This window comes from Pseudoalteromonas phenolica (assembly GCF_005886345.1).
Classification (GTDB): domain Bacteria; phylum Pseudomonadota; class Gammaproteobacteria; order Enterobacterales; family Alteromonadaceae; genus Pseudoalteromonas; species Pseudoalteromonas phenolica_A.
This window is the reverse complement of record NZ_PNEC01000023.1, coordinates 48,446-62,156: the sequence shown is the minus strand read 5'-3', so window position 1 is coordinate 62,156 and position 13,711 is coordinate 48,446. Positions and strand designations below refer to the sequence as shown.

Here is a 13,711-nt window from a genome sequence, read left to right as displayed (position 1 = left end):
TAGCAAATCAAACGTTCGCATTTTGAGCAGAAAGGGCATTTTTGGGATGGTATAAGACATTAGTCTAATTTAGTTAGAACAATAAATACAAAGTCTATATTAAACAGTTAGTTAAACATTAAATTGAGATACAAAAAGGATTACAAAAAAAGCAAATGTGATAAGGTTGTTTGGTCGACGATAAAAAAGATAAGACTATGAGCGCTGCACTGATATTTGTTTCTCTTTGTTATATAGGGGTTTTATTTTGGCTGGCAAACTGGGGAGATAAAACAACCCCCCGTGCGTTAAAGTTTAGCCATCATCCTTTTGTGTACGCATTGGCACTCGGCATTTACTGTACCTCATGGACTTACTATGGTGCCGTGGGCACTGCTGCAGCGAGTAGTTGGCATTATTTGCCTATCTTATTAGGCCCCGCTCTCTTATTTTTATTCGGACAAGGCTTTTTGAGAAAACTGGTATTGGTCAGTAAAAAACAAAATATCACCACCATTGCCGATTTTATCTCTGCCCGCTATGGCAAACGACAAACCACCGCCGTTATGGTCACCATGATAGCTTTATTGGCGACCATTCCTTATATCGCGCTGCAACTTAAAGCGCTGAGTTCTAGCTTTTTATTACTGCAACAAGATGAACAGCTTTCAGGTACTGTTTTAGCACTTACCGGTACCTTAATCATTGCACTCTTTGCTATCTTTTTTGGTACACGAAAAGTCGACGTCACCGAATACCGTTCAGGCTTGATGCTGGCCATTGCGTTTGAGTCTATTATCAAGCTGTTAGCACTCGTTGCTGTGGCGGCTTTAGCATTAATAGCACTATATAATCAGCCAAAACATAGCTTAAATTTACTCACCCACTGGCAAGACTTTAACTTTAGTAGCTTCAATTTTATTGGTCAGAGCTTGATCGCGGCTGCGGCTATTATCTGCCTGCCCAGACAGTTTCATGTGACTGTTGTAGACAACCAAGATAGAAAGCACTTACTAACAGCCCGATGGTCTTTTCCTCTATACCTTATGTTAACTGCAGCGATGATCATCCCGATTGCTACCGCTGCTATTCACCCTAATATTGGCTCTCATTTGGCGGCTGATAGTTTTGTATTGGCACTGCCAATTTCTACTGGCCACCCTATTTTAACGACGTTTGTCTTTATCGGTGGACTGTCTTCGGCAACCGCCATGATTGTTGTGGCAACACTGACACTCAGTACTATGTTGTCGAATGACGTGGTATTGCCACTGGTATTAAAGCGGCGTTTTCACCGCGCCCCGGCGCTGGGTAACTATAAGTATTCTATTCTCTTGATCCGCCGCTTTATCATCGCCGCTATTTTATTATTGGCTTATTTATACCAACAACATTTTGGTCATGGTGAATCGCTAGCAAGTATGGGTCTAGTGGCATTTTCATTGGTAACCCAATTATTACCTGCCATTGTTGGCGGCTTGTACTGGCGAAAAGGTCATGCTTACGGCGTTTATGCTGGTTTATTAGCTGGGTTCATTTGTTGGACGCTGTTTTTAATAATGCCTATGGTCGATATGGGATTCTCTCTCAACTTCGAGGCAAGGCAGCAGCTTATTACTCAGGGCACCTTAATCGCCCTATTTGCGAATATTAGTTGCTACATCAGTTTTTCATTAGGTGCCCATGAGCGCTTAATCGATAAAATCCAAGCTGCAGCTTTTGTCAATCCACGTGAAGAAGCAGCTTTGATTAAACGCATGAACAAAAACGTCAAAGCAACCGTGTATGACTTTAAAGTACTATTACAGACTTTCTTAGGTGTTCAGCGTTCACAACAATTGCTAGGCCATTATACGTTATTGAATGATATTGATGACAATAACGCCTATCCAGATCCTGAGTTTATCGCCTACTGTGAACGCGCCCTCACCGGGGTTTTGGGTGCCTCGTCTGCTCAAGCGCTTATTCATACCGTTGCCTCGGGCAAGCAAATGGCATTTGAAGAGGTCGTTAACTTTTTTGATGAGACCACTCAAGCACTGCAATTTAACCAAAACTTACTTTATACATCACTCGAAAACCTCTCTCATGGCATTTCTGTGGTAGATAAAGACTTAAATCTCGTTGCTTGGAACAAGCGCTATGCTGAGATGTTTAACTACCCAGAGGGCTTTTTAGAAGTCGGCCAGCCGATTGAAGAAGTCATTCGTTTTAACGCCCAGCGCGGCGAATGTGGCCCAGGAGAAATTGACCGCCTTGTGGAAAAACGTGTTCAACACTTGAGAAATGGCACACCCCATCACTTTATCCGCCACCGCCGTGATGGTCAGGTGTTTGAAATGACGGGTAACCCACTACCTGAAGGCGGGTTCGTGACCAGTTTTAGCGACGTCACCATGCACATCGCCACACAAAATGCCCTAGAAGAAATTAACATGGATCTTGAAAACCGCATCGAAGCGCGCACTCAAGAGATCCGAAATATTAATAAAGATTTAGAGGCACAAATAGACTCACGCATTGAAACTGAGCACGCCTTAATCGCAGCAAAAAAAGAAGCAGAAAAAGCCAATGACAGTAAAACCCGCTTCTTAGCACTTGCTAGCCATGATATTTTGCAGCCGCTCAATGCCGCCAGACTATACTCAGCAGCGATTGATCCTAACCACTTATCCTCTCAAGATAGAGGCAGCTTTGATAAGCTCAACGACTCGCTCGACTCCACCGTTCACCTGATGTCATCTTTACTTGATATTGCCAAACTAGAACAAGGCGCCATGCAGCCAACTCCAAGACATTTTAGTATCGATGATATTCTCTGCCCACTTGCCAATGAGTACGCGATTTTATCGAGTGAAAAAGGTCTTAAATTAAAAGTCAGAAGCAATCAGAATATTGTGCATAGCGACACCACTTATTTACGCCGTGTGATCCAAAATTTAGTCTCAAACGCAGTTAAATACACTGACACTGGCAAAGTATTGATTGCCACCCGTAAACGCAAGCATGGCTTATTTCTTGAAGTGTACGATACGGGCCCTGGGATCAGCGAATACGAACAAGCTAAAATATTTAACGACTTCTACCGCATACACTCAAATGACAACAAAGGTGTGGGTCTGGGCTTAGGGGTCGTAAAACGTCTTTGTGATCTTTTGTCTATTGTCTTAGAGGTGAAATCTATCCCCGGTAAAGGAAGCCGTTTTAGCATATTAATCCCTTATGGTGATACTAATTTAGTGGCAAAGAAAACCCCCACAACTTCCAGCATGCCACTTGGCGATAATAACGCTAAGCTCAATGTCATCGCCGTTGACGACGATCCTGAAAATCTAGAGGCCATGTCGAGTTTATTAGCTAAGTGGCAAACTAACTTCGATCTATTTAATGATGTTGATTCGGTTCTTGCACATGCTAAATCAAATAAAGCACCTGATTTAATTCTAATGGACTATCAGCTGGGTACTGAATGTGATGGCATCACCTTAATCAAAACTTTGAGAGAAATATGGCAATTACAAGTGCCTGCCGTGCTCATTACTGCTGTACGTGACCAAGAAGTAAAAGCTGAAGTGAAGGCTCTGAACATTCATTATCTATCAAAACCGGTAAAACCGGCAAAATTGAAAGCATTAATGAATTTTGGGCGTTAATTAGCATGAGTTAGCTATTTTCATTCCTCTGTAATAAAGCTAGAGTGACAATCCGACTTTGCAGAGGAATGAGGAAATGCAAACAATACTAACCACACAATGTGATGACGATGTAGGTCTGATCGCAAAAATTACCGGGCTCTGTTACGAGCATAATCTAAATATCACCCGCAACAATGAATTTGTTGATAAAGAAGCAAAACGCTTCTTTATGCGCACCGAATTAACCGGAGAACCCAGTGATGCTTTTCTTGAGCAACTAAAGAGTCAGTTGCCATCAGGAGCCAAAGTTGAGCTTTTTGACGAGTCAAAAAGAAAGGTGGTATTACTGGCTACAAAAGAAGCTCACTGCCTTGGTGGCGTGCTTCTTAAGCAATATGAGCAAGCGCTTAACATCGAAGTACAGGCTGTCATTGCCAATTATCCAGATTTAGAAAAGCTGGTGTCAGGCTTTGATATTCCTTTTCATTGTATTTCACATGAAGGGTTAAGCCGTGCAGAACACGATAAGCTCGTCGGAGATGCAATTGCACAATATCAACCTGACATTATTGGTCTTGCCAAATATATGCGTATCTTGTCACCTGAGTTTGTTGCACGCTTTGAGAACAAAGTGATTAATATTCATCACTCTTTCTTGCCAGCGTTTATTGGCGCAAAGCCTTATCATCAAGCATTTGATCGCGGCGTAAAGATTGTCGGTGCGACCGCACACTTTGTTAATAATGAACTCGATGAAGGGCCTATCATTGCACAGAATGTGACGCCAGTGACCCACATACACAATGCTGAAGCCATGGCAAAAATGGGCCGAGATATAGAGAAAACGGTGTTCTGTAATGCCTTACAACTCGCTTCTGAGCATAAGGTGTTTATCAACGGCAATCGGACTGTGGTTTTTAGCTAACCCAAGCTTATATCAGCTAAAAAGTGAAAGGGCTTGTTACAGCTGGGTATTCACCACTGTGACAAGCATTATTAGGCGATATACCAAGACTCTCTTTGCCTAGTGCATTAGAAGTCTTCTATAGTATTGCTGCAGTATTTAACTCACTGCTTCTACGGGTTCTAGTTGTAGTTTTGAAGCAATCAGTACAGCTTGAGTACGGTTATAAACGCCTAGCTTTCTAAAGATAGCAGTAATATGTGCCTTTACTGTCGCTTCAGAAATATGTAATTCATAGGCGATTTGCTTATTCAGCAAACCTTCGTGTAGGTATTGTAATACTTTATATTGTTGTGGCGTGAGTGAAGCAACTTGCTGTGCGAGCTCTCTGTCTTCATTTTCAACATTGGCTACTTTATCTTTTATATTTTCTGGTAACCAAGTTTCTCCTTCAAGCACAGTTTCGATACCTTTTGCGATATCTTGTGTTGAGGAAGCCTTCGGAATGAAGCCCATGGCGCCGTATGCCATTACTTTAGAAATGATGCTGAGATCTTCACTGCCTGACACAACCACAATAGGAAGACTTGGGTAGTCTTCACGAATACGGATCAGACCGTATAAATCACCGCTGCCGGGCATATGTAGATCAAGCAAAAGTAAATCTAACTCGTCTTGCTCTGATAACACAGCAAGGGTACTGTCAAAACTTTCAGACTCGAAAACGGTTAAATCATCAAACTGACTTTGTAATGCGCCTTTTAAAGCTTCCCTAAATAAAGGGTGATCATCCGCAATTAAAAACTGATTCATGCTTTACTCCTAAAAATTCGGCTGTCATCTGAAAGAAGACAGCCGATATAGTACGATTAGAATTTAATGAAATTCAAGTTTTTAGCGTTCTATTAACGATTTAAACGATTTTCTATTAATTCATCTACTACAGTAGGATCGGCCAGTGTCGACGTATCACCTAGCTGTTGGTGCTCATTCGCGGCGATCTTACGTAAAATACGGCGCATAATCTTACCAGAGCGTGTCTTAGGCAGACCCGGTGACCATTGGATCATATCTGGTGAAGCAATTGGGCTTAACTCTTTACGAACCCAGTTACGCACTTCTTTAGTTAGCTCATCGCTTAGCTGCACGCCTTCATTCGGTGTTACATACACATAAATGCCTTGACCTTTGATGTCATGTGGGTAGCCCACTACAGCCGCTTCTGCGACTGCTTCGTGTGCAACTAGAGCACTTTCGATTTCAGCAGTACCTAAGCGATGACCTGATACGTTCAATACGTCATCTACACGACCTGTGATCCAGTAATAACCGTCTTCATCGCGACGACAACCGTCACCTGTGAAGTAAACGCCTGGGTAAGCTGAGAAGTAAGTTTGCTCAAAACGCTCATGGTCACCATACACTGTTCGCGCTTGTGACGGCCAGCTATCAAGAATAACTAGGTTACCTTCTGTTGCGCCTTGAAGTGTTTCACCTGCAGCATCAAATAGAGCCGGAGCAATACCAAAGAATGGACGTGTTGCCGAGCCTGGTTTCATGTCTGTCGCACCTGGCAGTGGTGTGATCATGATGCCACCCGTTTCAGTTTGCCACCAAGTATCTACGATTGGGCATTTGCTGTTACCAATGCGCTCATGATACCAAGTCCATGCTTCAGGGTTGATTGGCTCACCTACTGAACCCATGATACGCAGTGAATCACGCTTTGAACTCGCTGTTGGCTCATCGCCTTTCGCCATTAGTGCGCGAATAGCCGTTGGAGCAGTATAAAGAATGGTTACATTGTGCTTATCAACCACCTCACCAATACGGCCTGCGCTTGGGTAAGTTGGTACACCTTCAAATACAACCTGAGTACAGCCATTAGCTAGTGGGCCATATGCCATGTAGCTGTGACCTGTGATCCAACCCACATCGGCTGTACACCAGTAAATATCGTCTTCTTTAATATCGAACACATATTCATGGGTCATTGATGAATAAACTAGGTAACCACCGGTTGTATGTACAACACCTTTTGGCGTGCCAGTCGAACCAGAGGTATAAAGAATGAAGAGTGGGTCTTCGGCATTCATTGGTGTTGGTTCACATTCAGCTGGTACATCTGCTGTTAACTCATGCCACCATACGTCATGACCTTGCCAATCAACTTCACCACCGGTTAGTTGATGCACAACAACATGCTCAACCGTCGTTACGCCATCTTGAGAAACGGCTTCGTCAACGTTGGCTTTAAGCGGAACTGTATTGCCACCGCGGCGGCCTTCATCAGATGTGATAACCACTTTCGCGCCAGAGTCTTTAATACGATCCGCAATTGCTGATGGCGAGAAGCCACCAAATACCACTGAGTGGATAGCACCAATACGCGCACAAGCCTGCATTGCATAAATTGCAAATGGCGTCATCGGCATATAAATCGCAACGCGATCGCCTTTTTCAACACCTAGCTTTTTAAGGCCGTTGGCAAGTTTTGCCACTTCGTCATGAAGCTGTTGGAAAGTGATATTTTCGCTTTGCTCTGGGCTATCCCCTTCCCAAATTAGCGCAACTTTATCGGCCTTGTCTGTAAGGTGGCGGTCGATACAGTTATAAGATGCGTTAAGCTCGCCATCTTCATACCAATTAATGCTGATATGACCTTTATCGAAAGAGGTGTTTTTAACTTTTGTATAAGGGGTTGACCAATCAAGGCGTTTACCGTGCTCAGCCCAAAATGCTTCAGGATTGTCGATAGACTGTTTATATAAAGTCTCATACTGGTCGTTATTAACTAATGCATTGTTCTTGATAGCTTCAGGAACCGGATAAATGCTTTGTGACATAGTCATCTCCATATTAATTTACTTGCCCTTGGGCTTTCATCAAGGATCACTCAGGCGTTGCAGTTAAAGAATTAGACCTTAGTTGTATAAAGGTTAAAAAACAAACATAGATCAATTTTTGCAATAAAGTGCCTAAAATAGAACCAAACAGTCCAACCCTATATTAAATAAATGAAAAATACAGCGTAAAATGCGTTTAATCCTACTTTTATAGACGAAATATTGCCACAAATTATTAATGGACTGTGAATTTTTTGTTTATCCCTCCACCTTGGTCGTATAGACCAAAGACTAATTGAGCAAAAAGCGACCATCAACAACAGTGGATATGAACTCTCATTTATGACAGCGTCGTTACAATTAACAACGCAGCTTTAAGGAACATCAACTATGACAACTAAAAGTGTAGCAATTAAAACCCTTACAGCTCTAGCAGTATCAAGCGCTCTAAGCCCACCTGCTCTAGCAGGCACCATTGAAGACACCAAAATAAGCTATGGCGGTTACGTTAAGCTCGACGCTATTTGGAGTGATTTTTCTGACGGTACTTTAGGCGCACAGCATATTGGCCGTGATTTCTATGTGCCTGGTACAACACCTGTATCAGCTTCTAGCAGTGAAGATGCGGTATTTGATATGCATGCCCGTCAATCTCGTTTTAACTTTGGTACAGCCACTAAGCTTGAAGATGGCAGCACCATAAAAACGAAAATTGAGCTAGATTTTATTGCCTCAACAGGTGGTAATGAGCGCGTCAGTAACTCTTATTCTCCGCGTATTCGTCAAGCATTTGTTACCTACAAAGGTTGGTTATTTGGTCAGGCTTGGTCAAACTTCCAAAACGTCGGTGCTCTGCCTGAAACAATCGACTTCATAGGTCCAGCTGAAGGTACAGTATTCGTTCGTCAAGCTATGGCGAAATATACGAGTGGTAACTTCTCGTTCTCAGTAGAAAACCCAGAAAGTACAGTAACCACTGCTGATGCAGGCCGTGTTGTTTCAGATGATGCATCTATGCCTGACTTCACGGCTCGTTACACGCACAATGCTGATTGGGGTAACTTTGTACTTACTGCTTTAGCACGCCAGCTCACTTACAAAATTGGCGCTGCTGATGAAAGTGAAACATCATTTGGTGTAAGTGCATCAGGTCGTGTGAACTTTGGTAAAAATAACTTCAAGTTTATGCTAACTCAAGGCGCGGGTCTTGGCCGTTATGTAGGTCTAAACGTTGCAAATGGCGCGGTATATGATGGTTCAAATCTGCATACGATTGATTCAACGTCTGGCTTTGTTGGTTATCAACACCACTGGAATGACAAATTCCGTTCAACTTTCTTATACTCTTTCTTCAATGCTGATAATGTCGACAACGTTTTAGGTGATACTTATAACCCGACTAAATCAAGCATGAGCTATAGTGCTAACTTGCTTTACTCTCCGGTTAAAAAGCTGACTTTTGGTGCTGAATATAAGGTAGGTACACGTGAAACAGAGAATGGTGCTGAAGGTGATTTAGATCGCATCCAAATGTCTGTGAAATACGTGCTCTAAACTCCCAACTTACCCATACTTTATGGGCAAAGTTTTTAGCGGCGTAATACGCCGCTTTATTTTTTAAGTTTCGTCGAAGTTACTCTTCAACTAACTGTTCGCTTCTATAAAATCCTGCTTCATCAGATAGTAAATCAACTAACTCAGGTAAAACTTCATCCATGGTCTTTTTTAGTGTCCATGGTGGATTCACCACCATCATACCTGATGCCGTCATTCCATGAACGTCAGTATCGGCACTGGTTGCCAGTTCAAATAATTGAATGTTTCTAACGCCAGACTCTTTTAAAGTTTGCTCCATTAAATCAATGCGCTCTCTGTCTACAACCGGATACCAAATCATATAGGTGCCAGAGCTAAACTTTTTATGCGCCTTAACTATCATCTTCACGGCATGTTGATAATCGGTTTTAATTTCATAAGGCGGGTCCATCAACACGCAGGCTCTTCTTGAAGTTGGTGGCACCAAGCCCTGCAAGCCTTTAAAGCCATCTTCACCTTTTACACGCAAAGATTTTTTATGTTGAGTGTTTTTCTCAAGTAAATCTAGATCTTGCGGGTGTAGTTCAAAGAACCAGCCTTTATCTTGACGACGTAAAAACTGTTCTGCCACTTTTGGAGAGCCAGGATAAAACGCTAATGACGCTTCGTTCATACCTTTAACCAACTCAACAAAATCTAGAATTGCTTGGTTTTGACCTTGGTAATGCCAAAGCTTGCCAATGCCATCAAGATATTCTTGTGTCTTTTGTGAATCAGCGCCTGCTAATTCAAAAAAACCAGCACCAGAATGCGTATCAATGTAATCAAACGGTTTATCTTTTTTAGTCATGTATTCGAGCACTTGTGCCAGAACAAGGTGTTTGATGATGTCAGCAGGATTGCCTGCATGAAATGAATGTCGATAACTCAGCATAATTGCGCCCAAAAGTGTTTACCTGAGCACTCACTCAGGTTTGAAGATAACAGCTTACATTATCACCTAATTACCTTCAGATATAAACGACACCGTCCTGAGAAATATAAAATTAAAGAGAACCCAACTTTTCAAAATAGTGTTTATTACATGTATTAGAGCTGAATTTACTCATTTATGACTAAATAATGACAAAATGCACCGCAAAGCTAGGTATTTGCTAGCATCCTTAGTCAGTTTGTTTTACATTTGTACCATATATAACAGTCAATAGAGCGCCTTTATGAACAACGAAACTCTCCCAAAACTCGAACAATTGATTGATGAACTGATCAACCAAAACAATCGTTTAAATAACGAACTTTCAGAGCTTAAAGCTCAAAATGAAAAACTAGTTGATGAAAATGAAACTCTGCAGCTAGAAGTACTTGAAAGTGAAGAAAAGCAAAAAGAGACAAGCCAAACTTTATCTGGCCTGTTGAGCAAGCTACAGAGTGCAACTCAGGCTAGCTAATGTCGCAAAAAACCAATCAAGTTGAAGTGAGCCTGCTTGGCAAAACACATCAATTTGCCTGCACTGAGGGGCAAGAAGCCGCGCTCCTCGATGCTGCAGCCTTGCTAAATAGCACGGTAGAAGAAATGAAGCAGCGCAGCTCTATTCGCACTGAGCACAACGCGTTACTTATGGCCGCGCTTCACCTGTGTCACGACTTACAAGCACAAAAAACTGCGCAAGAGGGGTTAATCACAAAACTTTCTTCTCATCTAACTAGCAGCGAAGAGTAATTTACTTTAATCAACTCGCATAATCGGTTAAATTACGTGCAACTTTGAATTGCACAGTAATGTTCTATTTGATTATGCGATTTTTCTTCGCCCTACTTTTTATTTTTATCTCAATTTCAGCTTCTGCAACACAATGGCTAAAGTTCGATGACAAGACTTTTTTGATTGCCCCTCCGTCCGACGCCCGATACCTCACAAGTAATCAGGCTATTTTAGTCGGTCAAAGATGCGCAGCTATTATTGATGCACATGGAGACTTTAGCGCACTAGAAAATTTTGCAAGCGAAGTAAAAAAACGCATTCCCCAACCTATTTGCCATTTATTCAGCACCAGCAGTGATGAAGAGCAAATCTTAGGGATGATGCTACTAGCGAATGAATTTCCTGGTGCGACATGGCATGCACCACGTCATGTTTCACAGCATTTCAATGAATACCAAAGCGCCTTAAAAGATAAACTCTCTCGATTCGAAAAAAGTCTACAACTCAGTCAATCGCGGGTAGAAATACAATCTAACGCTCAGCTTCAACAACGTCTTAATAAAGCTAAAGCACGTATTGATAAGTGGCTAAGTACATCATTTTCTTCTCCTACTTTATTAAAGGCTGCTCAAGTGACTCTAGATTTAGGTAAGCACTCTATTGTCGTAGAAGAAATCGAAGGGGCGACACAAGGTAACCTAAGTATATTAAGTCATCATAATCTGGGATTATTTGCAGGCTTAACCACGAACCCTATTCCCTATGTACAGGAAAGTGATTTAGAGGCTTGGTTCACAACAGTTAAAAAACTACGTCATGCTGAAAAAGTGACTTGGTTACTACCTGCACAAGGTAAGCCATATAAACTCAAAGCGTTAGAAAAACCAATTTCCTTTTTAGAGGCCGCAATCAACAGCGACTCGATGGCAATGCCAGAAGCATTGCTGGCAATGTACAAAACGGATGAGCTCACGCAAACTCGGCTGAGATTGATGTATGAGCTAGCTAAAGCCAAACAGGTGCAAAAAATGCAAAAGCAAGGGACAGTGCTATAATTGGTAAAGGAGTATGGGTATGAATATACATTTTAGAAGCATTTTATTGTGTATCGGGTTGCTAGTATTAACAGCATGCCAAAGTACCTCTTCACCTGATCAAAATGGCTCAGCTGAACCTCATGAAATTTCGGCGCTATTAAATCAGTCTACACCTGAATATAAGCCATATAAAGCAGATAATAAAATACAAGAAGACATACATTCCAGTATTACACCCAAAGTTAGCCCTGTCGTTTACGACGATCTTTGGCAAGAAATAATTGCCAGTTTAGCCTTTGACATAGTGCCGACACCTCGCTTGCAAAAACGCATTGATTGGTATTTGAAACAACCCGATTACTTGTTGAAAGTAAATAAGCGTGCAAAGCCTTACCTGTTTCATATTGCTGAAAAAATAAAGCAAAAAGGCTTACCCATGGATATGGTATTACTGCCATTTGTTGAGAGTGACTTTCGCCCTAAGGTACATTCTAGTCAAAGTGCAGTGGGCATTTGGCAGCTAATGGATAGCACCGCCTATCACTTTGGCGTTACAACCGATGAATGGTACGACGGCAGACAAGACGTGTTGGCCTCAACCGATGCCGCCCTTGATTATTTAGTTTATCTTTACCAACGCTTTAACGGTGATTGGTTACATGCTCTCGCAGCCTATAACACCGGAGAGGGTCGAGTAAAAAAAGCGATTCGAAAAAGTAAAAAACAAGGCAAGCAAGGCTACTTTTGGCAACTCAAACTCCCTTCTGAGACCGCCGACTACGTACCAAAGCTACTCGCTCTAAGTTATCTACTCCAGGCCAAACATCCTGAGTTTAAGATACCAAAGCTGCCCAATTATGCCTTAACCAGTGAAGTCGACTTTGCTCAGCGTTTTGACTTTTCGGTACTTGCCTCACTTACAGGGGTTAGTAAAAGACAACTCCACCAGCTAAACCCTGGCTACCTACAACACCAAAGTGCCCCTGAAGGCCCTCACAAAGTATTGTTACCCCTGACCGAAAAACAACTTTGGCAAAGTGACTTCTTTCAAAACTACTTTAGCCAAACTTACACCGTGCTGAAAAACGACACCTTTTATGGTTTAGCGCGTCGCTTTAATACTTCGGTCAATGCATTAATGGCACTCAATAATAAACAAACAAGTCTTTTAAAAGTCGGAGAAGTACTAAAAATAAAAAAGGCACAACCGCTCGCCAACTTAATGCTTGAATATCAAGTAAGCCCTTACCTTGCTCAAGAAGAGAAACAACCAGTGTTAACCATGGAACATGAATACATCATTCAAAATGGCGACTCTCTTTGGGAGATCAGTAAACAATTCAATGTGCCCGTCAAAGATTTACTGACATGGAATAACCTAAAAAGCACTAGCTTGCTTAAACCAGGCAAAAAGCTGGTGCTGCATTTACCCAGACCTGCGCAAACACCTAAAAAGCCAGAACCTAAAAAGTTTCTTTCTGAGCTCGAGCAGCTCGTAAAGCCGAATACTTCTCCTTAACACTCGCACTTCATGGTTTGCTCACGTAAAATGTGCACCAAACTGAGATAAGAGAGAAAAACATGCAAATTACTAAAGATACGGCTGTCGAGTTTCACTACACGTTAAGTGAAGCCGGTGAGCAAATTGAAACAAGCACAAACGCTGAGCCATTAACTTACCTTCATGGCACTGAAGGCATGCTACCAGGTCTTGAAGCGGCACTTGAAGGCAAAGCTGCAGGCGACAAATTCAGTGTGACACTTGAGCCTAAAGACAGCTACGGCGAGTATCAAGAAGGCTTAATTCAACGTATTCCCATTAAACACTTACAGGGCCTAGGCAACAACAAAATATGGAAGCCGGGTATGAGTGCCATTGTTGAATCAAATCAAGGTCGCCATCAAGTAAGCATTGTGAAAGTTGGCCGTTTTAACGCTGACTGCGATTTAAACCACCCTTTTGCAGGTAAAACACTGACATTTGATGTTGAAGTGATATCTGTGCGTGAAGCGACGGCTGAAGAGTTATCTCACGGTCATGTTCACGGTGAAGGTGGCTGCGGTCACTAATT

General features: G+C 42.1%; 11 protein-coding genes. 8 read left to right on the top strand and 3 right to left on the bottom strand.

What is annotated here, in order from left to right; all coding sequences use genetic code 11:
• Nucleotides 1-197: 197 nt before the first annotated feature.
• Both CWB72_RS11580 and purU read left to right on the top strand, forming a co-directional pair.
• On the top strand, nucleotides 198-3,632 hold the full coding sequence (locus tag CWB72_RS11580) for a PAS domain-containing hybrid sensor histidine kinase/response regulator (RefSeq protein WP_138631544.1): 3,435 nt from the start codon (nucleotides 198-200) through the stop codon (nucleotides 3,630-3,632).
• Between the two features lie 76 nt (nucleotides 3,633-3,708).
• A complete protein-coding gene (purU, locus tag CWB72_RS11575; RefSeq protein WP_138631542.1) occupies nucleotides 3,709-4,539 on the top strand; it encodes a formyltetrahydrofolate deformylase in 831 nt (276 codons plus the stop codon).
• A gap of 138 nt (nucleotides 4,540-4,677) precedes the next feature.
• On the opposite strand, the gene CWB72_RS11570 is transcribed toward purU, so the two are convergent.
• Nucleotides 4,678-5,331 carry a response regulator transcription factor gene (locus CWB72_RS11570; RefSeq protein ID WP_138566860.1) on the bottom strand — a complete coding sequence of 218 codons (654 nt, stop codon included), beginning with the start codon at nucleotides 5,329-5,331 and terminating at the stop codon, nucleotides 4,678-4,680.
• Nucleotides 5,332-5,423: 92 nt separating this feature from the next.
• Complete coding sequence (acs, locus tag CWB72_RS11565) at nucleotides 5,424-7,364, bottom strand: acetate--CoA ligase (protein WP_138631540.1); 1,941 nt, start codon at nucleotides 7,362-7,364, stop codon at nucleotides 5,424-5,426.
• A gap of 390 nt (nucleotides 7,365-7,754) precedes the next feature.
• On the opposite strand from acs, the gene CWB72_RS11560 reads away from it, so the two are divergent.
• On the top strand, nucleotides 7,755-8,918 hold the full coding sequence (locus CWB72_RS11560) for a DcaP family trimeric outer membrane transporter (protein WP_138631538.1): 1,164 nt from the start codon (nucleotides 7,755-7,757) through the stop codon (nucleotides 8,916-8,918).
• Nucleotides 8,919-8,997: 79 nt separating this feature from the next.
• Here the strand turns inward: CWB72_RS11560 and CWB72_RS11555 are convergent, their stop codons facing one another.
• On the bottom strand, nucleotides 8,998-9,834 hold the full coding sequence (locus tag CWB72_RS11555; protein ID WP_138566857.1) for a 23S rRNA (adenine(2030)-N(6))-methyltransferase RlmJ: 837 nt from the start codon (nucleotides 9,832-9,834) through the stop codon (nucleotides 8,998-9,000).
• 283 nt (nucleotides 9,835-10,117) lie between these two features.
• Between CWB72_RS11555 and zapB the strand changes: the two genes are divergently transcribed.
• The 5 genes from zapB to CWB72_RS11530 all read left to right on the top strand — a co-directional run bounded on the left by zapB (nucleotide 10,118) and on the right by CWB72_RS11530 (nucleotide 13,709).
• The gene (gene zapB / locus CWB72_RS11550; RefSeq protein WP_058028813.1) at nucleotides 10,118-10,348 is read left to right on the top strand and encodes a cell division protein ZapB; all 231 of its coding nucleotides are present in this window, start codon (nucleotides 10,118-10,120) and stop codon (nucleotides 10,346-10,348) included.
• The gene (locus CWB72_RS11545; RefSeq protein WP_138631536.1) at nucleotides 10,348-10,620 is read left to right on the top strand and encodes a cell division protein ZapA; all 273 of its coding nucleotides are present in this window, start codon (nucleotides 10,348-10,350) and stop codon (nucleotides 10,618-10,620) included. Before zapB ends, CWB72_RS11545 begins: the two co-directional genes overlap by 1 nt.
• 59 nt (nucleotides 10,621-10,679) lie before the next feature.
• On the top strand, nucleotides 10,680-11,657 hold the full coding sequence (locus CWB72_RS11540; protein ID WP_138631534.1) for a hypothetical protein: 978 nt from the start codon (nucleotides 10,680-10,682) through the stop codon (nucleotides 11,655-11,657).
• Nucleotides 11,658-11,676: 19 nt separating this feature from the next.
• Nucleotides 11,677-13,158, top strand: a complete 1,482-nt coding sequence (locus tag CWB72_RS11535; protein WP_138631532.1) for a LysM peptidoglycan-binding domain-containing protein — start codon at nucleotides 11,677-11,679, stop codon at nucleotides 13,156-13,158.
• 62 nt (nucleotides 13,159-13,220) lie between these two features.
• Nucleotides 13,221-13,709, top strand: coding sequence for an FKBP-type peptidyl-prolyl cis-trans isomerase (locus CWB72_RS11530; RefSeq protein ID WP_138631530.1), 489 nt, complete (start codon nucleotides 13,221-13,223; stop codon nucleotides 13,707-13,709).
• Nucleotides 13,710-13,711 lie beyond the last annotated feature (2 nt).